The organism is Acinetobacter sp. UBA801, assembly GCA_002296655.1.
GTDB lineage: Bacteria > Pseudomonadota > Gammaproteobacteria > Pseudomonadales > Moraxellaceae > Acinetobacter.
On sequence record DBIN01000009.1, the window covers coordinates 18362 to 38362 of the forward strand.

General features: G+C 42.0%; 16 protein-coding genes and 1 pseudogene. 10 read left to right on the forward strand and 7 right to left on the reverse strand.

Going from position 1 to position 20001, the window contains the following annotated elements:
- Positions 1 to 47 precede the first annotated feature (47 nt).
- From B2W49_RS01205 to rplU, 4 genes are all read right to left on the reverse strand, one after another.
- A complete protein-coding gene (locus tag B2W49_RS01205) occupies positions 48 to 845 on the reverse strand; it encodes an RsiV family protein (protein ID WP_291333817.1) in 798 nt (265 codons plus the stop codon).
- Positions 846 to 1299: 454 nt separating this feature from the next.
- Complete coding sequence (lolA, locus tag B2W49_RS01210; protein WP_179990204.1) at positions 1300 to 1998, reverse strand: outer membrane lipoprotein chaperone LolA; 699 nt, start codon at positions 1996 to 1998, stop codon at positions 1300 to 1302.
- Positions 1999 to 2227: 229 nt separating this feature from the next.
- The gene (gene rpmA, locus B2W49_RS01215) at positions 2228 to 2482 is read right to left on the reverse strand and encodes a 50S ribosomal protein L27 (protein ID WP_004760935.1); all 255 of its coding nucleotides are present in this window, start codon (positions 2480 to 2482) and stop codon (positions 2228 to 2230) included.
- A 19-nt stretch (positions 2483 to 2501) separates the two neighbouring features.
- Complete coding sequence (gene rplU / locus B2W49_RS01220) at positions 2502 to 2813, reverse strand: 50S ribosomal protein L21 (RefSeq protein WP_004972275.1); 312 nt, start codon at positions 2811 to 2813, stop codon at positions 2502 to 2504.
- 470 nt (positions 2814 to 3283) lie between these two features.
- Here rplU and sdsA point away from each other — a divergent pair, with 470 nt between their 5' ends.
- The 8 genes from sdsA to B2W49_RS01260 all read left to right on the forward strand — a co-directional run bounded on the left by sdsA (position 3284) and on the right by B2W49_RS01260 (position 13974).
- Positions 3284 to 4261: an All-trans-nonaprenyl-diphosphate synthase gene (sdsA, locus tag B2W49_RS01225; RefSeq protein ID WP_291333828.1), complete on the forward strand. Its 978-nt coding sequence runs from the start codon at positions 3284 to 3286 to the stop codon at positions 4259 to 4261.
- 12 nt (positions 4262 to 4273) lie between these two features.
- Positions 4274 to 6334 carry a site-specific recombinase gene (locus B2W49_RS01230; RefSeq protein WP_291333830.1) on the forward strand — a complete coding sequence of 687 codons (2061 nt, stop codon included), beginning with the start codon at positions 4274 to 4276 and terminating at the stop codon, positions 6332 to 6334.
- A 142-nt stretch (positions 6335 to 6476) separates the two neighbouring features.
- A complete protein-coding gene (locus tag B2W49_RS01235; protein ID WP_291333832.1) occupies positions 6477 to 7094 on the forward strand; it encodes a phosphatase PAP2 family protein in 618 nt (205 codons plus the stop codon).
- Between the two features lie 21 nt (positions 7095 to 7115).
- Positions 7116 to 8378, forward strand: coding sequence for an efflux RND transporter periplasmic adaptor subunit (locus tag B2W49_RS01240; RefSeq protein WP_291333834.1), 1263 nt, complete (start codon positions 7116 to 7118; stop codon positions 8376 to 8378).
- 13 nt (positions 8379 to 8391) lie between these two features.
- Entirely contained in the window at positions 8392 to 11571 is a 3180-nt protein-coding gene (locus B2W49_RS01245) for an efflux RND transporter permease subunit (RefSeq protein ID WP_291333836.1), read from the forward strand.
- Positions 11571 to 13010, forward strand: coding sequence for a multidrug efflux RND transporter AdeIJK outer membrane channel subunit AdeK (gene adeK / locus B2W49_RS01250; RefSeq protein WP_291333852.1), 1440 nt, complete (start codon positions 11571 to 11573; stop codon positions 13008 to 13010). Before B2W49_RS01245 ends, adeK begins: the two co-directional genes overlap by 1 nt.
- A 141-nt stretch (positions 13011 to 13151) precedes the next feature.
- Entirely contained in the window at positions 13152 to 13508 is a 357-nt protein-coding gene (locus tag B2W49_RS01255) for a YbjQ family protein (RefSeq protein ID WP_291333838.1), read from the forward strand.
- Positions 13509 to 13539: 31 nt separating this feature from the next.
- Positions 13540 to 13974 (forward strand): YbjQ family protein, encoded by a 435-nt coding sequence (locus B2W49_RS01260; protein ID WP_291333840.1) that lies wholly within the window; start codon positions 13540 to 13542, stop codon positions 13972 to 13974.
- A 193-nt stretch (positions 13975 to 14167) separates the two neighbouring features.
- On the opposite strand, the gene B2W49_RS01265 is transcribed toward B2W49_RS01260, so the two are convergent.
- The gene (locus tag B2W49_RS01265) at positions 14168 to 14974 is read right to left on the reverse strand and encodes an SDR family NAD(P)-dependent oxidoreductase (RefSeq protein WP_291333842.1); all 807 of its coding nucleotides are present in this window, start codon (positions 14972 to 14974) and stop codon (positions 14168 to 14170) included.
- A 42-nt stretch (positions 14975 to 15016) separates the two neighbouring features.
- Positions 15017 to 15685 carry a hypothetical protein gene (locus B2W49_RS01270; RefSeq protein ID WP_291333844.1) on the reverse strand — a complete coding sequence of 223 codons (669 nt, stop codon included), beginning with the start codon at positions 15683 to 15685 and terminating at the stop codon, positions 15017 to 15019.
- Between the two features lie 251 nt (positions 15686 to 15936).
- Here B2W49_RS01270 and B2W49_RS01275 point away from each other — a divergent pair, with 251 nt between their 5' ends.
- Complete coding sequence (locus B2W49_RS01275; RefSeq protein ID WP_291333846.1) at positions 15937 to 18831, forward strand: valine--tRNA ligase; 2895 nt, start codon at positions 15937 to 15939, stop codon at positions 18829 to 18831.
- A gap of 64 nt (positions 18832 to 18895) precedes the next feature.
- Here the strand turns inward: B2W49_RS01275 and B2W49_RS01280 are convergent, their stop codons facing one another.
- The gene (locus B2W49_RS01280; protein WP_291333848.1) at positions 18896 to 19672 is read right to left on the reverse strand and encodes a hypothetical protein; all 777 of its coding nucleotides are present in this window, start codon (positions 19670 to 19672) and stop codon (positions 18896 to 18898) included.
- Between the two features lie 91 nt (positions 19673 to 19763).
- On the opposite strand from B2W49_RS01280, the pseudogene B2W49_RS01285 reads away from it, so the two are divergent.
- Positions 19764 to 20001 (forward strand): annotated as a pseudogene (locus B2W49_RS01285) (transposase family protein); the annotation flags it as partial.

Here is a 20001-nt window from a genome sequence, read left to right on the forward strand (position 1 = left end):
CACAGCTGCACCTTATTACAGCAATCTCTGCGTATTTTTGTGCAATTTTATTGGCTCGGATACTGCGGCAAACTTGGTAAATATTCAGGCTTGATCAATTGTGCTGTTGCGTAATAAGGCAACACCAATTCAGGCATACCTTCTGCATAAGAGGCAAGCTCATACAACGGATAAACAAAGACCAAACCATTGGCACCATAATAAAAATTATCGCTCAGTTTAAACTTTTCACGGGAAATATCATGTTCATTTAGCCAATTATAATTATGGTTAAACAATTCTTCTGTCATTTTGGCTTCTGAATTTGGCAGCATAATATCTTGCAGCGCCAAACGCTTTTTCTGCTTTAAATCAAAAGTTACAAATTCTTGGTGATGAATACCGTGCGCTGCACCCGCAGGATAACTATAGCTTTGCAGACTAAACGTGGCTAAATTGGCGTGTTGCCCGATATATCGCACATAGCTAGAGCTCTGACTCTGCTGCATAGGATCAGTTTCTTCGACATTTGGCGTTTCATTTGATGCCGCAGTTTTGGAAAATGCAATAGGGTCTGCCTTTTGCAAACGCTGCATAAAATATTCATCAATCCACGCCACATTGGTTTTTACCGTCTGAATATCATAAGCAGTGCAGCCATCTTCATCACAAATTTGCTGTTGTGGCAATTTAAGCGCCAGCACTTTAGCTTGAATCACGGGAAGATCAGCTGCAACAGCTGCAGGCGCAGTTTGCTCTGTTTTGGTTTTTGAAGCTGTGTCATTTTTAGGCTGACATGCCGTCAATATCAATACTGAACTTAAAGTGACAGCACCCCACAATACCTGTGATTTTAAATATTGCATTAAATTCCCCTCTACCACGACTCATAAAATCCGATGATTTGAAATGCAAGCCTACACAAATCTTGCGATAAAATTGGTTCAATTAAATTAGTCAAGACTATAGATAACTCTTGCTGTTCAATCCTAGAGCAGTTGTGTAACGGAATAATCGGGGGATAAAATTATTTAAAATTTCTTCTCAGTTTTTTGCTTGATTATTTTTATTTTTTCATTATAAATCAAAATATTGTAGGCATTTCACTAATGCATAATGATGATCTGTGATAACTCCGTCTATATCCTGCATACTACAAAATGTGAATTATCCCAAGATTTATCCACAGAAATTGTGGATTTTTAGGGAAGCTATTCAAATAAATTTCTACTGTGCTGAAGTTAAAACCTTCTCCCTGCGGGAGAAGGCTCGGATGGGGATAGCAAATTATGCTAAAAAACAACGTACGGAATCATTCGATTATTGATCAATAATATCGGTGCCTTTTGGTGGAGTAAAATTAAAGGTCGATGCAGGAATTTTGGCATTAACTTTCACATTGTTAAAACGCACATGCGTGGTTTGACCCAATGAATCCTGCAAAATCATTAAAGTTGGCGCGTTACGTGCACCAAAACTAATAGTTAAACTCTGAAATACGCCATCATCACTTTTTGGGTATAAGGTGTAATAGGTTTTTGACTTATTCGGCTGGGTCACACGATACGACTGCATAATTTGATTGGTATTACCCGAAAGCAATAATGCAGGTGTATTCGCCACTTGATCATCTAAACTTTGACGTACCGCTTGCTGTAAGTCTGGGTCATAAATCCATACCGTTTTACCTGTGGTTACAATTGTCTGTTTGGCTGGACTGGTGGTTTCCCAGAAGAATTTGCCTGGACGTTCAACTTTCATCACGCCTTTAAAATTCTGGTTCATGTGTTGAGCCGATAGACCACGGTTTGGCAAAGCCTTGCCATTGTTGCTGACTTTGGTAGTTTGCTCAAAATTAGCAGTGAAACTTTTAATACCGTTTAATTGTTTAACTAAATTTGCTGTCGCCTGTTGCTCCGATGCTGCCACTGGCGCAGCAAACACTGTGGTACTCATGATTGGTGCTAAAGTCGTTGCACCCAATGCCACAGCACACATGGTTTTACGAAGCATATTCATAGATTCACCTTTTTATATTTGCTTAGTCGCAATGTTTTGGATGTCCCATCTTAAACCAATTTCTGGCGCTAATATGATAGAAAATAAGAAGTTTTGTATTGTTATTAATATAATATGTAGAAATTTATCCATCATGATGAAGATATAAAAAGCATCTACTTCTGAGTTATTTGCAATCTTATAGGCATAAAAAAACCCACAATCACTTGTGGGTTTTTTCTATTGTTGCTTACGCTTCAACAGATACGTAGCGACGGCCAAATTGACCTTTCACTTCGAATTTTACTACGCCGTCAGCAGTAGCAAATAAAGTATGGTCACGGCCCATACCTACGTTTGCACCAGCGTGGAATTCTGTACCACGTTGACGAACGATGATGTTACCAGCAGTTACAGTTTGACCACCGTAAACTTTAACACCTAACATCTTAGGATTCGAATCACGACCGTTCTTAGTCGATCCACCGGCTTTTTTAGTTGCCATGTCTATTTACTCCTAGTGATTAGCCTGCAATACCAGTAATTTTCAACTCGGTAAACCATTGACGGTGACCTTGTTGCTTACGGTAGTGTTTACGACGACGCATTTTAACAATACGGATTTTGTCGTGACGACCATGACCAACCACTTCTGCAGTTACTTTAGCGCCAGCAACAACTGGAGCACCGATTTGAACGTTGTCACCGTTTACAACCATTAATACGTCATCAAACGTAATAGTTGCGCCAGTTTCAGCTTTCAATAATTCAACTTTAAGGGTTTCACCCTCAACAACACGGTGCTGTTTACCACCGCTTTGGATTACTGCGTACATAATGTACTCCAAACATGCCCGTGTCGTCGTGCCGATAAAGGGATATATCGATCTTAAAACGAACGCCACTGGGGGTTATTCAAGGGCAAGGATTTTAAGGGATATTCACACAAACAACAAGCCATTTGCGGCAATTATTGCACAACAAGGTTGATTGTTTAATACACAGCCACGTAAATGACTTTTGCAGCCTTATCCATCTTCAATGGGTCAATCAATATAGCCAGATTGTGTTGGCGTAAACTGACATGCTTGTTAAAATCATGCCAAGTTGAGCAAACAACTGAATTTACCCACAAAGTTATTGACTTCCTTTTCCAGTAGAATTAACAATTACAGCATTTGACAGTTGACTAACTATTGCATTCATTGCGGTATTTTCGCAGACTTAAGCAGTTCCCTTAGCTGTAAGATAAGTTACAACTGATTCAAGTACGTTGTCATTCAATATTATTGAGGTTTCCCTTCACATGACCATCGACTTTAAGCAAGACATTCTCGCCCCTGTTGCTTCTGATTTTGCTGCGATGGATACTTTTATTAATGAAGGGATTACCTCTAAAGTCGCGTTAGTGATGGCGGTCAGCAAGCATGTGGTTGAAGCTGGCGGTAAGCGGATGCGTCCAATTATGTGCCTACTTGCGGCCAAAGCTTGTGGCGCAGAAGATTTAGAACGTCAACGTAAACTCGCTGCGATTATTGAAATGCTGCATACAGCAACTTTGGTACATGATGATGTGGTGGATGAGTCTGGCTTACGTCGTGGTCGTCCTACTGCCAACGCCACTTGGAATAACCAGACTGCAGTTTTAGTGGGTGACTTCTTAATTTCCCGCGCCTTTGACTTATTGGTCGATTTAAACGATTTGGTGTTGCTGAAAGACTTTTCTACGGGCACTTGTCAAATTGCCGAAGGTGAAGTTTTACAATTACAGGCACAGCATCAACCTGATACCACAGAACAAATTTATTTAGACATTATTCACGGAAAAACTTCACGTTTATTTGAACTGGCAACCGAAGGTGCTGCAATTTTAACTGGTACACCGCAATACCGTGAGCCTTTGCGTTTATTTGCAGGACACTTTGGTAATGCCTTCCAAATTATTGATGATATTTTAGATTACACCTCAGATGCTGAAACATTAGGTAAAAATATTGGCGATGATTTAATGGAAGGCAAACCGACTTTGCCTTTAATCTCTGCTTTACAAAATACAACAGGCGAACAACATCAAATTATTCGTCGCAGTATTGCCACAGGTGGTACTTCAGACCTCGATCAGGTCATTGCGATTGTGCAGTCCTCTGGCGCTCTCGATTATTGCCGCCAACGTGCCACAGAAGAAACTGAAGCCGCAATTACCGCTTTAGAAGCATTGCCAGATTCAGAGTCTCGTCAGGCCTTAAAGAATTTAGCCTTATTGGCTTTACATCGCATTCAATAGTTTAAGCAGCTTATGCATATAAAATTCAACGATTTATTTAGAAAAATGCAAGAACAGCTGGATACACCGAAAGCTGTTTTGGATGAAAATCTGCTGATTGAACTGGTCAATCGTATCCGTCCAAGTGACACTCAAGATTTAGAAGAAACCCATCAAAAGTTTCAGGCTTTTTTACAAGCCCTTCTGCTGACGCCTGATGCCAGCTCAACCTTGCAACATTTTGTTTTACGTCTAATCAATCAATACAAACAGACCAGTTTATATGCCGACACAGGTATTTTATCGCTCGATGGCTTTTGGAATCAGTTGTTTCAGCGTTTAGGCGCACATTTTTTACCACTGATTCATGATGAAAGCCAACTGCAAGATTTAGTCCGTCGGGTTTTTCCACTGCGTAGTGACAAATACTGGCTCGACAATATTGAAGATGCCGAATGGCAGCAATTATTTACTTTACTGAATCGCGGAAATGATGGACAAACGCAAAAACGACGGATTCGCAGTGAAATTATTAAAGCCCTGACAGTATTGTCGTATCGGGTCAGTGGGATTGGTTTATATCCTGAATTTATTAATGCCTACCCTGAACTGAGTGAGTATGATTCACCTTTTTTGGCACAAAACCGTGAAATCAACGAGTTTATTCAGCTTTATAAAATTGCCGATCAGCAACACGATCAAATCAGTGCCATTCAACCACCCGATGCCTCTCAAGCTTTAGTGATGATTGACCAATGTCATGATGTCAGCAGTAAAATTCGTCGTGCCACTAAACGAACTGGCGTCAGTATCAGCCTGACCTATTTATTGTCTTTACTGGAACAATGTTTAGAGCGGATTGAACTGTTGCTAAATTTAATCGTGGCGCAAGACAAAGTTGCTTATGTTTCGGCAGGACAATTACTAGTAGATGTAACTTCGGCGTTGTATAGCGAACGCAGTGTACGCTCATTGCTTGCAGAAAATAGTGAGTTAATTGCCTTACAAGTCACTGAAAATGCTAGCAAAACGGGTGAGCATTATGTAAGTACAGATAAAGACGGCTTTTGGAGCATGTATAAAGCTGCAGCAGGTGCAGGTGTTTTAATCGCCATGATGGCGACTTTAAAAACCCTCGCCTCGCGTTTAGTCCTTGCCCCGATGATGCAGGCTATCATCAACAGCATGATTTATTCATTTGGTTTTATGCTAATTCATGTCTTGCACTTTACCGTTGCCACTAAACAACCCGCGATGACTGCAGCAGCACTAGCCTCGACGGTTCAACACCGCAAAGGCTCTAAGATGGCGCAAATAGCCGAACTTGCTGCCTTAATTATTAATATTATCCGTACGCAATTCGTCGCCATTTTGGGCAATATTTCGATTGCGATTCCAGTTGCAGCCTTAATTGCGTTTAGTTGGGATGCGATGTTGCATGAACCGTTGATGTCACACGCCAAAGCATCCCATTTGCTGCACGACTTGAATCCGTTTACGTCACTTGCCATTCCGCATGCCGCCATTGCCGGGGTATTTTTATTTCTGTCTGGTTTGATTGCAGGTTATTTCGATAACATGGCGGTGTATCGAAAAGTCGGGCCACGCCTAAAAGCCCATCTGCATTTAAAAAAGCTACTCGGACAAGAACGTCTCAATATATTTGCCACTTATATAGAACGAAACTTAGGGGCTTTGGCAGGTAATTTCCTGTTCGGGATTATGCTCGGGAGTACCGCAACACTGGGATATATTTTGGGTTTACCTATTGATATTCGCCACATTGCCTTCGCTTCGGCCAACTTTATTCAGGGTTTAATGAATATTAATGGCTCACCTGAAATTGGCCTGATTATTGTATCATTTTTAGGCGTGCTGCTGATTGGTTTAACCAACTTATTTGTCAGTTTTACTTTAACCATTATTGTGGCTTTGCGTGCACGTCGGGTACGCTTTGAACAGTGGAAACCTCTGGCAAAACTGGTGCTGACTCACTTTTTAACCCGTCCGAGTGACTTTTTTTGGCCCCCGAAACAACCCCTTACTGTAGATGATGATTCATCTTCAAATACTGATCGGAATGATAAAATTTAGTGCACATTTACGCTGCACACCAAGTAACAAAAAAAGAAATTCTTCTCATTTACATTGGCTTGAAATAAAGTGTACTGACTAGTACACTTTGTTCCATTCATCAACCGTGCGCGTATCGGTTAAACTTACAGGGATTTTCAGCATGCCTAAAATACTGCTTTATCTCGGTGGTTTACTATTTACAATCAGTGTTTTAGTGCTAAATATTCCAAGTTGGCAACAGGTTGATTTTGCCATTGTGGAGTTTGTAAGTACTCAACGCACCGCACATTTGAATCTATTGGCAATCACACTTTCTGTATTAGGTGGCTTGCCATTTGTATTATTTTTAACATGCCTATGCTGTTTCTATTTGGCATGGTATAAAAAATACGCAAAAATTGTTTTTATCAGTGTAGGACTGGTCGTAAGTATTGCGCTGTCGTGGCTGCTCAAATACCTATTCGCGCGACCCCGCCCGCCTGAAGCATTGCATTTGGTGGAAACTTTTGGCGATTCATTTCCTAGTGGCCATAGTTTTTATGCTGCAACTTTAGGTTGTTTGGTGATTTACCTGAGTTTGCAACATCCAGCACATAAAATTTTATCTGTGTGTGCATGGTTGTGGATGTTGCTGATGGGCATTTCCCGTGTGTATTTGGGAGTGCACTATCCTTCAGATGTCCTCTCCGGTTGGAGCATAAGTTTTATTTGGATCACATTATGGTATCTGTTTTGCGCTCATTATCTGCAAGACAAACCAATACATAAGTTTAGATAAAAATCTAATAGAGGTGAAAGAATGATGTCTGCAAAGCTTTGGGCTCCCGCCCTGACTGCTTGCGCATTAGCCACAAGTTTAGCGCTTGTGGGTTGTAGCAAAGATCCAAAAGATGCGCAGCAAGCAGGTGCAGCTCAGCAAATGCCACCGACTGAGGTTGGTGTACTAGTGGCACAGCCACAAAGCGTGGAACAGTCTGTAGAACTGTCAGGACGTACCACAGCCTTTGAAATTTCAGAAGTTCGCCCACAAACGAGTGGTGTGGTTCTGAAACGCTTATTTACCGAAGGCAGCTACGTACGTGAAGGTCAGGCACTTTATGAAATTGACTCGCGCACCAACCGTGCCAGTTTAGACAGTAGCCGTGCAGCACTCACCCGTCAACAAGCACAACTGAATGTGTTGCGGGTTAAAGAAGGTCGTTACCGCCAACTGGTGGGTAGCAATGCCATTTCTAAACAAGAATATGATGACATTGTGGCACAGGTCAAACTTGCCGAAGCCGATGTTGCTGCGACTCAAGCAGAAGTACGAAATGCCGAAATTAACTTAGGTTATTCGACTGTACGCGCACCAATTTCAGGGCAAACTAACCGCTCTACGGTAACTGCAGGTGCACTGGTTACGGCGAATCAAGCGGAACCCTTAGTGACTATTCAGCGCTTAGACCCAATTTATGTAGACATCAATCAGTCTAGCGCAGAATTACTACGCTTACGTCAGCAATTGAGTCAGGGCAGTTTAAACAGCAGCAACAACACCAAAGTGAAGTTAAAACTTGAAGATGGCAGCTACTACCCTGTTGAAGGTCGTTTGGCTTTTTCTGATGCCAGCGTGAACCCAGAAACAGGAACGGTGACTTTACGTGCCGTGTTCCCTAATTCAAATCACTTATTGTTGCCTGGTATGTTTGCCACTGCGCAAATTGTGCAAGGTGTGATTCCTAACGCGATCTTGATTCCACAAGCTGCGATTAGCCGCACCCCAACAGGTCAGGCAATGGCGATGATTGTGAATGCTAAAGGTATCGTTGAACAGCGTCCTGTGACCACTGTCGGTACGCAAGGCAGCAACTGGATTGTGACTGAAGGTCTGCAAACTGGCGATAAAGTGATCGTAGAAGGTGTTGCTAAAGTAAAACCTGATCAGCAAGTGGTTGCTAAGCCATATCAACCGCAAGGCGCTGCTCCGCAAGCCGCACCTGCCGCACCAGCAAAATCGGGTGATGCCAAACCAGCCTCAGAAGCCCAAGCCACTGAACCAAAAACTACTTCAAATGCATAAGGAGTAGACGTCAATGGCTCACTTTTTTATTCATCGCCCCATTTTTGCATGGGTGATTTCATTGGTGATCATGCTGGCGGGGATTATTACCCTCACCAATATGCCAATTGCCCAATATCCGACCATTGCACCGCCAACGGTCACCATTGCTGCAACCTATCCGGGTGCATCTGCTGAAACGGTGGAAAACACGGTAACACAAATCATTGAACAGCAAATGAACGGCTTGGATGGACTACGCTATATTTCATCCACCAGTGCGGGTAATGGTGCTGCATCCATTACATTAAACTTTGAACAAGGCATCGACCCAGATATTGCACAGGTTCAAGTACAGAATAAATTACAATCTGCTACGGCGCTGTTGCCTGATGATGTGCAACGTCAGGGCGTAAAAGTCACCAAATCAGGCGCAAGCTTCTTACAGGTTCTCGCTTTTTACTCACCTGATGAAAGCCTTTCTGCCGATGACATTAAAGACTATGTTAACTCTAACATTTCTGAACCGCTGAGCCGTGTTGCAGGTGTGGGTGAAGTGCAAGTCTTTGGTGGCTCATACGCTATGCGTATTTGGATGGATCCTGCCAAAATGGCAAGTTTGCAAGTCACACCAAGTGATATTGCTCAAGCCATTCGCACCCAAAACGCACAGGTTGCGGTAGGTCAATTGGGCGGCGCACCTGCAATTCAAGGTCAAGCTTTGAATGCGACGGTAACTGCGCAAAGCTTGCTGCAAACACCTGAACAATTTAGCAATATTTTCCTAAAAAATACCGCTTCGGGCGCTCAAGTGCGCTTGGGTGATGTGGCACGAATTGAACTTGGTGCAGACAACTATCAGTTTATTTCTAAATACAACGGTAAGCCTGCAGGCGGTGTCGCAATTAGATTGTCTACAGGTGCTAACGCCCTCGATACTGCTGCTGCTGTCGAAGAACGCCTCAAGCAATTACGTCCTAACTACCCTGAGGGTTTAAAGGATGAATTGGCCTTTGATACCACGCCATTTATTGAACTTTCGATTAAGAGTGTTGTTAAAACCTTAATTGAAGCGATCATTTTGGTCTTTATTGTGATGTTCCTGTTCTTACAGAATTGGCGTGCCACAATTATTCCAACTATGGCCGTGCCTGTGGTGGTACTGGGTACTTTTGCCGTAATCAATATGTTTGGCTTCTCGATTAACACCCTGACCATGTTTGCCATGGTACTGGCGATTGGTTTATTGGTTGATGACGCAATTGTCGTGGTGGAAAACGTAGAACGTGTCATGGTCGAAGAACATCTTGACCCTGTAGCGGCAACTGAAAAGTCCATGAAACAGATTTCAGGCGCACTGATCGGGATTACCTCGGTATTGTCTGCAGTATTCGTACCTATGGCATTCTTTGGTGGGACGACAGGTGTTATTTATCGTCAATTCTCCATTACCCTTGTGACTGCAATGGTGCTATCACTATTAGTAGCATTGACCTTTACCCCTGCCTTGTGTGCCACGATTCTTAAACAGCACGATTCAAACAAGCCAGAAAGCAACGGTATTTTTGCACGTTTCTTCCGTTGGTTTAACCGCAGTTTCGATAAGCTCTCAGTTAAATATCAAGGCGGTGTTAACCGCATGACACATCATAAAATCTTCTCGGGGGTTTTATATGCAGTGGTACTGGGCATTATTGTTTTAGTGTTCCAAAAACTACCATCTTCATTCTTGCCTGATGAAGATCAGGGCGTGGTGATGACACTGGTACAACTCCCACCAAATGCAACCTTGGAACGTACTGAAGCTACCATGACCAGCATGACTAACTTTTTCAGAGAAAATGAAAAAGAGCATGTGCAATCGGTGTTTAGTGTTTCGGGCTTCTCTTTCTCAGGGATTGGTCAAAACGCAGGTATGGCGTTCATTAAGTTAAAAGATTGGAGTGAGCGTACCAGCCCTGAATCACAAATTGGTGCAATTATCCAACGTGGTATGGCACTGAACATGATTGTGAAAGATGCGACTTACATCATGCCATTACAGCTTCCTGCGATGCCAGAATTAGGCGTCAGCTCCGGCTTTAACTTGCAATTGAAAGATGCTGTGGGCAATGGTCATGAAAAACTCACCATGGCACGTAATATAGTGTTGGGTGAAGCAGCGAAAGACCCACGCTTAATGGGTGTACGTCCAAATGGTCAAGAAGATACACCTCAGTACCGTATTATTATTGACCAAGCGCAAGCAGGTGCGGCAGGTGTCAGCATTGCTGAAATCAACAGCACGATGGCAATGGCTTGGGGTGGTTCGTACATCAATGACTTCATTGACCGTGGTCGTGTGAAAAAAGTCTATGTACAAGCCGAATCTGATTCACGCATGATGCCTGAAGACCTGAACAAGTGGTATGTCCGCAACAACCGTGGTGAAATGGTGCCATTCTCTGCCTTTGCAACAGGTGAATGGACTTATGGTTCACCTCGTTTGGAACGCTATAACGGTGTATCTGCCAAGAATATTCAAGGTGCGCCTGCGCCAGGCGTCAGTTCTGGTGAAGCCATGCAAGCAATGGAAGAAATTGTCGCAAAACTACCTTCTATGGGCTTAAACGGCTTTGACTATGAATGGACAGGTTTATCGCTTGAAGAACGAGAATCGGGCGATCAGGCACCATTCCTCTATGCACTGTCATTACTGATTGTATTCTTGTGTTTGGCAGCCTTGTATGAAAGCTGGTCTATTCCATTCTCTGTACTATTGGTGGTACCGTTGGGTATTGTCGGGGCATTATTGCTTACCTTCGGGGGCATGATTTTGTTCAAAAACCCGAACCTATCCAACAACATTTACTTCCAAGTGGCAATCATTGCCGTGATTGGTTTATCAGCCAAAAACGCGATTTTGATTGTGGAATTTGCCAAAGAGCTACAAGAAAAAGGTGAAGACCTGTTTGAAGCGACTTTGCATGCTGCAAAAATGCGTTTACGTCCAATCATTATGACCACGTTGGCCTTTGGTTTTGGTGTATTGCCGCTTGCACTTTCATCAGGTGCGGGTGCAGGTAGCCAGCATTCAGTCGGTTATGGAGTCTTGGGCGGTGTAATTAGCTCAACCTTGTTAGGGATCTTCTTTATTCCTGTATTCTATGTCTGGATTAGAAGTATCTTTAAATACAAACCAAAACAACAAAATCATCAGGAGCATGTATCGTGATGCAAAACTTATGGTCGCATACAGGCCGTGGTATTGCGGTTTCTGCCCTCGCGCTTGCTTTGACAGCTTGTCAAAGTATGCGTGGGCCAGAACCCGTCGCTCAGACAAGTATTCCAAGCAGCTATACTGCTGCTGCATCGGGTACTTCAGTGGCTGAACAAGGTTATAAAGATTTCTTTGCCGATCAACGCTTATTACAAGTCTTAGATATGGCATTGAACAATAACCGTGATTTACGCACAGCGACGCTGAATATCCAACGTGCCCAACAAGCCTATCAAATTACCGAAAACAACCAGTTACCTACCATTGGTGCAAGTGGCAGTGTATTGCGTCAAGATCAAGGCGGTGGCGCACAAACACGCTATAACGTCCTTTTAGGTGTCACTGCTTATGAGTTGGACTTTTGGGGACGTGTGCGCAGCTTAAAAGACAATGCATTGGACAGCTATTTAGCCACCCAAAGCTCACGCGATGCCACACAAATTGCCTTGATTGGTCAGGTGGCGCAAGCATGGCTGAACTACTCGTTTGCCAATGCCAATTTGAAACTGGCAGACCAAACCTTAAAAACTCAGCTTGAATCTTACAATCTGAACAAGAAGCGTTTTGATGTCGGCATTGATAGTGAATTACCTGTCCGTCAGGCACAAATTTCTGTTGAAACTGCACGTAATGATGTCGCCAACTATAAAACCCAAGTCGCGCAAGCACAAAACTTGCTGAACTTGTTGGTGGGCGAACAAGTTCCAAGTGCGTTATTGCCAACGCAGCGTGTGACACGTATTACCAACACTACCGCATTTGGTGCAGGTTTACCTAGTGACTTGCTGAATAACCGTCCTGATATTCGTACTGCAGAGTATCGACTGTCGGCTGCGGGTGCCAATATTGGCGCAGCAAAAGCACGTTTATTCCCAAGCATTAGCCTTACGGGCAATGCAGGCTATGCATCAACTGACTTGAGTGATTTGTTTAAATCAGGCAGTTTTGTTTGGGCAGTAGGCCCAAGCATCGACTTGCCAATTTTTGATTGGGGCACACGTCAAGCCAACATCAAAATTTCAGAAACGGATCAGGAAATTGCGTTGGCTGATTATGAAAAATCAATTCAGTCTGCGTTCCGCGAAGTAAATGATGCTTTGGCAGTTCGTCAAAATATTGGTGATCGTTTAGCGGCACAAAAACGCTTGGTTGATGCGACCAATACCACTTACAAATTGTCTAATGCACGCTTCCGCGCAGGCATTGACAACTATTTAACCGTGTTGGATGCACAGCGTACCTCTTATGCAGCAGAACAAGGTTTATTGTTGTTGGAACAAGCCAATTTGAACAATCAGGTGGAGTTGTATAAATCTTTGGGTGGCGGTGTAAAAACCAACACTTCAGATGTCACTTCGCAACCTGCATCATCGGCAGAACGTAAAGCACAATAAGTCTTTACGTCTACCTCAAATTGCTGCTTAACACTTCAAACACAAAGACTAAATTAGCTCACTTCGGTGGGCTTTTTTTATTGCTTTTTGCCAATACATTTCATATCTTCAATATGCCTTATTTTTAAATATTAGAATCTTATGTTGCTCAGTAATCTTGAATCTATACCAGGTCATCGTATTTCACGACAAATTGATGTGGTCTATGGCAGCACAGTACGCAGTAAGCATGTGGGGCGCGATTTGTTGGCAGGGCTCAAAAATATTGTCGGCGGTGAGTTAACCGCATATACCGAACTTTTAGAAGAATCCCGTCAAGAAGCGATGGATCGTATGATTGCAAAAGCACGTGGTTTAGGTGCCAATGCCATTGTCGGGATTCGCTTTTCTACCTCAAACATTGCCCAAGGTGCTTCGGAATTGTTTGTTTATGGTACAGCAGTAGTGGTCGAGGCAGATATTCCTAAACTTCCATATCCATTTCCAGTAAGCCCCTAAGCCAAAGATGATTAAACAGGAATAACATCACATGGATAATTTAATTCTGCAAATTGTTGTCTTTGCGATTTTATTTGCCGTAGGTTTTGGTTTTGGGCGATATAACGAACGCAAACATTTCAAATATTTAGCCGAACAAGAACTGCGTTTAAGCTATATACAGATTGACAATAACCGCTTCCAGACCAGTCCCAATTTTGGGCAATTGATACACAGTAATGTGGTCATTTCTCACGATTATTTTAAGTTTGTGATTGCCAATATTCAGAACTTTTTTGGCGGACGATTGACCAGTTATGAAAGTATTGTCGAGCGGGCGCGTCGTGAAGCCATCGTCCGTTTAAAATTAGAAGCTGAAAAAATGGGGGCAAATTATATTATGGGTCTGCGTTTAAGCACCACAGAATTAGGGATGCAAGGCGGTATGGTCGAAGTTTTTGCTTATGGAACGGCGGTTCAGAAATAATTTTATCCCCCTTTCTTATAAAGTGATGCTGCTTATTTTGCAGAAGAGAAGAAGTATCATATGCTTTCACGTAGGGTGAAATTTAATAATCAAAATTCCCTCTCCTGAGCAAGTTTTAAAATACTGTTTAAAACAAAGCGCACGTGAGGGTTAAGCAGAAATACTTTTTTAATTTCATATATCGATTAAAAAGTCACATCACTTTGGTTTTACGAATCATTTTATATAAAGCACTTGGCGATAATCGCGACACCAACACACCCAGTTTTTCTTTAGTGCCACCGACCACAATATATTCATCACCAGCCATGAGTGCTTTGACGGTGGTTTGAGCAAAAACATCAGCATCTAAACCATTTTCAATGGCTTCATCTTGATGTCCTTGTGGTTTGCCTTCACCATTCAACGCATTAAAAGACACATTGGTATTCACAAAACCAGGGAATACCACTGAAACTTGTACGCCCTGCGCTGCCACTTCTGCACGCAAACTATTCGCCCACATGTGAATGGCACTTTTCGCTGCAGAATATGACGCGCGATATTGCGTACCCAATAGGGCTGCAACACTAGACACAAAAATAATGCGGCCATGTTTTTGCTGTAAAAAGGTCGGCAAGACCGTTTTGGTCAGAAAGACCTGAGAAAAATAATCCACTTCCATAATGGTGCGTTCGGTTTGCATAGTGGTATCGGCAATTAAAGCGCGCTGACTTAAACCTGCATTATTTATTAGCCAATCAATGCGTCCTTTACGTGCCAAAACTTGCTCATAGGCATGTAACACCTGACTTTCATTGGTAATGTCTGCACATACAGAAAGATGACGTTCAGGATTCAGCAAACTCATGCGTACTTTTTCAAGTTCTTCATAACGACGTGCGGTTAAAATCACTTGGGCTCCTTGTAAAGCACACGCTTTTGCCAATGCCTTACCAATGCCAGAAGATGCACCTGTAATCCACACCACTTTATGTTCCAAGTTTTCCCGTTTTGCCATAACCGTTTGTCCGCGTTATTGAAAAATTTAAGTCATCAACATTTAAGTCTTTGGCTTTGCAGGATGCTGCAAAAACCCAAGAAAATGGTTTAAATATATTTCTGCGCTTTCTAAATCGAATTGCGCACCCATTTTGTCTAAGCGTTTATACCCCAGTTGCGTAGTCAAATGAATCACGCCGTTTAAAGTTTTATCAACCACCAAATTAAATTTCAGCATTTTTTTCGGATCACGAATTAAATAACATACGCCCTGATCAATAATTTGAGTGAATCCTTTAAATGCTGGCGCAATACATGCACCGTTGCCCTGACGAATTTGCTCAATGCAACCCAAAGTTTCTTTCATGACAATGCTATCGACAGGATAAGTCACAAAAGCTTGTCCTTCCTGCTGATCCATCATGCTTGCCAGATAATTCACCATAGGCGTTAAGCGTTCATTGCCAAAAAAAGACACCGACCACGGCATATATTTTTGCATGGTTTGTATGACTTGCTGAATTATTTTTTCGGACTCACCGTCTAGTGAATGGCTAGAACGTGACATTTCACCAAAAAGCTGCTCAATAATTTCACAAGAAATATCAGTCAGTACCGCCCCCAAAGCTTTAGATAAACTTTTAATTTCACCCGCATTGAGTTGTTGATGAATGTGTTGAAATCTTTGATATGTTTCTGGTTTTAATTTTAAAGATACAGCATAAGTCATAACTGAACTTGCCTATTTTGACCGTATTGATGTGTTTTCATCTATTTTAAAATCCGTTGCTTAAACCCAGTTTAAAACAGTGTTGCAGGCAACGGAGAACTTGAAGTTTTTATCATACTTATCCTCCATCATACGATGAGTTTGCCCAACTGCCAATTGCGATAAGTTTGGCTGAGTTGAATCTCGCTTAGCGGGCGATTTTTTTGCTACAATAGATGCAATTTTTTATTCACTTTTAACCTGTTCTTACTATGACTGATTCAGCGCAAAATATTGCTACAACCTACGATCCTACCGAGATCGAGAAAAAATGGTACAAGACTTGGGAACAAAACGGCTACTTTAAGCCGTCTGAAAAAGGCGAATCATTCTGTATCATGATTCCGCCGCCAAACGTCACAGGTAGCTTGCACATGGGTCATGGTTTTAACAACGCCATTATGGATGCTCTCACTCGCTTTAACCGTATGTCGGGCAAAAATACCTTATGGCAACCGGGTACAGACCATGCAGGTATTGCCACACAAATGGTGGTAGAGCGTCAATTGGGTGCACAAGGCATCAGCCGTCATGATTTGGGTCGTGAAAAATTCATCGAAAAAGTCTGGGAATGGAAAGAACAATCTGGTGGCAACATTACTCGTCAAATCCGTCGCCTCGGTTCCTCAGTAGATTGGTCACGTGAACGCTTCACCATGGATGATGGTTTATCCAATGCTGTAAAAGAAGTGTTTGTAAAACTACACGAAGATGGTTTGATCTACCGTGGGAAACGTCTGGTTAACTGGGATCCAAAACTGCAAACTGCGCTTTCTGACTTAGAAGTTGAGTCGGATAAAGAAGAAGCAGGTTCATTGTGGCACTTCAAATATTTCTTTGAAGACAAGTCACTTCGCACACACGATGGTAAAGATCACATCGTGGTTGCAACGACTCGTCCTGAAACATTACTGGGTGATACAGCCGTTGCAGTTGCGCTTGATGATGAGCGTTATGCGCACCTTGTTGGTCAAAACATCATCCTGCCAATCACTGGTCGTGCGGTTCCAATCGTTAAAGATGAATACGTCGACAAAGAATTCGGTACAGGCTGTGTAAAAATTACCCCTGCGCACGACTTCAATGACTATGAAGTGGGTAAACGCTGCGAATTGCCAATCATCAACATCTTCAACAAAAATGCGGAAGTTCTTGCTGAGTTTGAATACATTGCGAAAGCGGGCGAACAAATTTCTAAAACCATTCCTGCGCCTAGTGAATATGTTGGTTTAGAGCGTTTTGAAGCACGTAAAAAGATCATTGAACAAGCGGAAGCTGAAGGCTGGTTAGACCAAATCCAACCGTACACGTTGAAACCACCTCGCGGTGACCGTTCAGGCGTGATTGTTGAACCTCTACTCACAGACCAATGGTATGTAAAAATTGCGCCACTTGCTCAACCTGCCATTGAAGCGGTTCAAGACGGTCGTATCAAGTTCGTACCTGAACAATACAGCAACATGTACATGGCGTGGATGAACAACATCCAAGACTGGTGTATCTCTCGTCAATTGTGGTGGGGTCACCGTATCCCTGCTTGGTACGATGCTGAAGGGAATGTGTACGTTGGTCGTGACGAAGCAGAAGTTCGTGCGAAAAACAACATCCCCGCTGACGTTGAATTGAACCAAGACGAAGACGTACTCGATACATGGTTCTCATCGGGTCTTTGGACATTCTCAACCTTAGGTTGGACGGGCGACGAAGCGAAAGATAAAGAAAACTATTTCTTAAATACCTTCCACCCGACTGATGTATTGGTGACTGGTTTTGACATCATTTTCTTCTGGGTGGCGCGCATGATCATGATGACCATGCACTTCATGAAAAATGAAGATGGCACACCGCAAGTACCGTTCAAAACTGTGTACGTACACGGTTTGGTACGTGATGGCGAAGGTCAGAAGATGTCTAAATCTAAGGGCAATGTACTTGACCCATTAGATTTGATTGATGGTGTTGATTTAGAAACTTTAGTACAAAAACGTACAACAGGTTTGATGAACCCTAAACAAGCGGCGAAGATTGAAAAATCAACCCGCAAAGAATTCCCAGAAGGGATTCAGGCTTATGGTACAGATGCGGTTCGTTTTACCTTCTGTGCATTGGCAAACACAGGTCGTGACATCAAGTTTGATATGAAACGTGTGGAAGGTTATCGTAACTTTGCCAACAAAATTTGGAATGCAACTCGTTTTGTATTGATGAATGTTGAAGGTCAAACGGTTGGTCAAGAAGCACGTCAAGACCTTTGGGAATTACCTGAACAGTGGATTGTAAGCCGTTTACAAAAGGCAGAGCAAGCCGTTCATCAAGCCTTTGCAACTTACCGTTTAGACTTGGCTGCGCAAGCAATTTATGACTTTATTTGGAATGAATACTGCGACTGGTATGTAGAGCTGACCAAACCTGTTCTGAATGATGAGTCTGTTTCTGAAGAACGTAAAGCCGAAGTGCGTCGTGTATTACTTGCGGTGATGGAAGCTTCTTTACGTCTCGCTCACCCAATCATGCCGTACTTGACTGAAGAAATTTGGCAAACCCTTGCGCCAATGATTGGCTTGGGTGGCGAAACCATTATGTTGGCAAACTACCCTGTTGCAGATGAAGCCAAAATCAACGAACAAGCCGAAGCAGATATGCAATGGCTACAAGGTTTGATTGGTGCGGTACGTAACATCCGTGGTGAAATGGGTCTAGGTAATGCACGTTTATTGCCTGTACTTTTACAGAACACAACGGAAGCGGAAAAAGCTCAAATTTCTCGTATTGAACCCTTGTTTAAGGCATTAGCGAAAGTTGAGAGCATTACTTTCTTGACGGATGGCGAACAACCGCCATTGTCTTCATCGAGTGTTGTCGGTCATGTGTCTGTATTCGTTCCAATGAAGGGTTTAATTGACCCGAAAGCGGAATTGGGGCGTTTGCAAAAAGACTTAGACAAGGTTCAAAAGCAGCATGACCAAATTGCAACTAAACTTGCAAATGAAGGTTTTGTAGCAAAAGCCCCTGCTGCTGTGGTTGAGGGCGAGAAAGTGAAACTTGCTGAGTTTGCTGATCAGTTAGCGAAGATTAAAGCGAATATGGAGCAGATTGCGGCGCTTTAATGTGTTGTTAGTTTGATCTAATTTGTGTATAAAGGGCTGATTATTCAGCCCTTTATTTTCAAAATCAAACTAATCTATAACCCCAAGAGTATCCAATTATCTTATCCAAAAAACGATTATCATCATCAGATAAGTTGTGTTTGTTGCCAAATTTATTTTTGAATTCTTGTAAAAACTCTTGGGTGACTCCCATAAAATATTCTGGCACTTCGTAATGAGATATATTTTTTAATAAATCATTTTCGCCATATAGTTCATCTAAAAGTTTTTTTGCATCTTTCAGCATTTCTTGTTGTTTAAAAAATGCCAAATTATTTTCATCAATGAAATCAGGATTCGTTTCTACCAGCGTAGTACCGTGAGCTAAAATGTTTCTTAAACGGAATAATATTTTTATTTTCTTGAATAGTGCTTTGTCAATTTCAGTATCGAAATGAAATTTTAGGTAACTAAAGTAATATTTAAATACATTCTCAATCCCGCCATCATTTTCAACACGAATTAAAAAGTTATCTAAAATATTTTCATAAGGGCTTTTAGTCTCTTGACCTTTCTTAGAGTTCTCTTCTACATGTTTATTGATCTCAGACCTTAAGTTCTGAGACAGAGTAAATCTAAGAATACCTTCAATAATTGCAGCATTTAAAGATAACAATGGGAAATTATATACATAATTATCAATTCTTTTAGAATTACGAAAGAATGTATCCACACTCATTCCAAATGTTTTTGCTAACTCTTCTTTTGATTCTGTTGGTGCATTTTTTCTTTTATGAAGCAATGCTAGTTCTTCGTAGCTTCTAAGTAAAACTTGATTAGTAGCTAGATTATAATAAGACATTTTCACCCTTAATAAAAAACATTAACAATCAATTAATTATATCAATAAATAGACCTCTTGCGAAAGTAAAAACTGCCTCAATATAGATTCCATGAAATATCAGAAATTAAACCGTTTTTCAGATTCTGAATTCAAGCGCTTGGTTGGCGTACCTCGACCAGTTTTTAGTGAAATGGTCGAAGTTTTAAAAGAAGCAGAATCACTTAAAAAGAAATCTGGGCGTCCTCATACTTTAGCTATAGAGGATCAATTATTATTAACACTCAATTACTTACGGAATTACAGCACTCAATTGGAATTGGCTGCAAATTACCATATCGCTGAAAGTA

Excerpts from the sequence above, each read along its gene's own strand:
- B2W49_RS01205 (WP_291333817.1), bottom strand. The coding sequence starts at position 845 with ATGCAATATTTAAAATCACAGGTATTGTGGGGTGCTGTCACTTTAAGT.
- lolA (WP_179990204.1), bottom strand. The coding sequence starts at position 1,998 with ATGAATATGCTTCGTAAAACCATGTGTGCTGTGGCATTGGGTGCAACG.
- rpmA (WP_004760935.1), bottom strand. The coding sequence starts at position 2,482 with ATGGCAACTAAAAAAGCCGGTGGATCGACTAAGAACGGTCGTGATTCG.
- rplU (WP_004972275.1), bottom strand. The coding sequence starts at position 2,813 with ATGTACGCAGTAATCCAAAGCGGTGGTAAACAGCACCGTGTTGTTGAG.
- sdsA (WP_291333828.1), top strand. The coding sequence starts at position 3,284 with ATGACCATCGACTTTAAGCAAGACATTCTCGCCCCTGTTGCTTCTGAT.
- B2W49_RS01230 (WP_291333830.1), top strand. The coding sequence starts at position 4,274 with ATGCATATAAAATTCAACGATTTATTTAGAAAAATGCAAGAACAGCTG.
- B2W49_RS01235 (WP_291333832.1), top strand. The coding sequence starts at position 6,477 with ATGCCTAAAATACTGCTTTATCTCGGTGGTTTACTATTTACAATCAGT.
- B2W49_RS01240 (WP_291333834.1), top strand. The coding sequence starts at position 7,116 with ATGATGTCTGCAAAGCTTTGGGCTCCCGCCCTGACTGCTTGCGCATTA.
- B2W49_RS01245 (WP_291333836.1), top strand. The coding sequence starts at position 8,392 with ATGGCTCACTTTTTTATTCATCGCCCCATTTTTGCATGGGTGATTTCA.
- adeK (WP_291333852.1), top strand. The coding sequence starts at position 11,571 with ATGCAAAACTTATGGTCGCATACAGGCCGTGGTATTGCGGTTTCTGCC.
- B2W49_RS01255 (WP_291333838.1), top strand. The coding sequence starts at position 13,152 with ATGTTGCTCAGTAATCTTGAATCTATACCAGGTCATCGTATTTCACGA.
- B2W49_RS01260 (WP_291333840.1), top strand. The coding sequence starts at position 13,540 with ATGGATAATTTAATTCTGCAAATTGTTGTCTTTGCGATTTTATTTGCC.
- B2W49_RS01265 (WP_291333842.1), bottom strand. The coding sequence starts at position 14,974 with ATGGCAAAACGGGAAAACTTGGAACATAAAGTGGTGTGGATTACAGGT.
- B2W49_RS01270 (WP_291333844.1), bottom strand. The coding sequence starts at position 15,685 with ATGACTTATGCTGTATCTTTAAAATTAAAACCAGAAACATATCAAAGA.
- B2W49_RS01275 (WP_291333846.1), top strand. The coding sequence starts at position 15,937 with ATGACTGATTCAGCGCAAAATATTGCTACAACCTACGATCCTACCGAG.
- B2W49_RS01280 (WP_291333848.1), bottom strand. The coding sequence starts at position 19,672 with ATGTCTTATTATAATCTAGCTACTAATCAAGTTTTACTTAGAAGCTAC.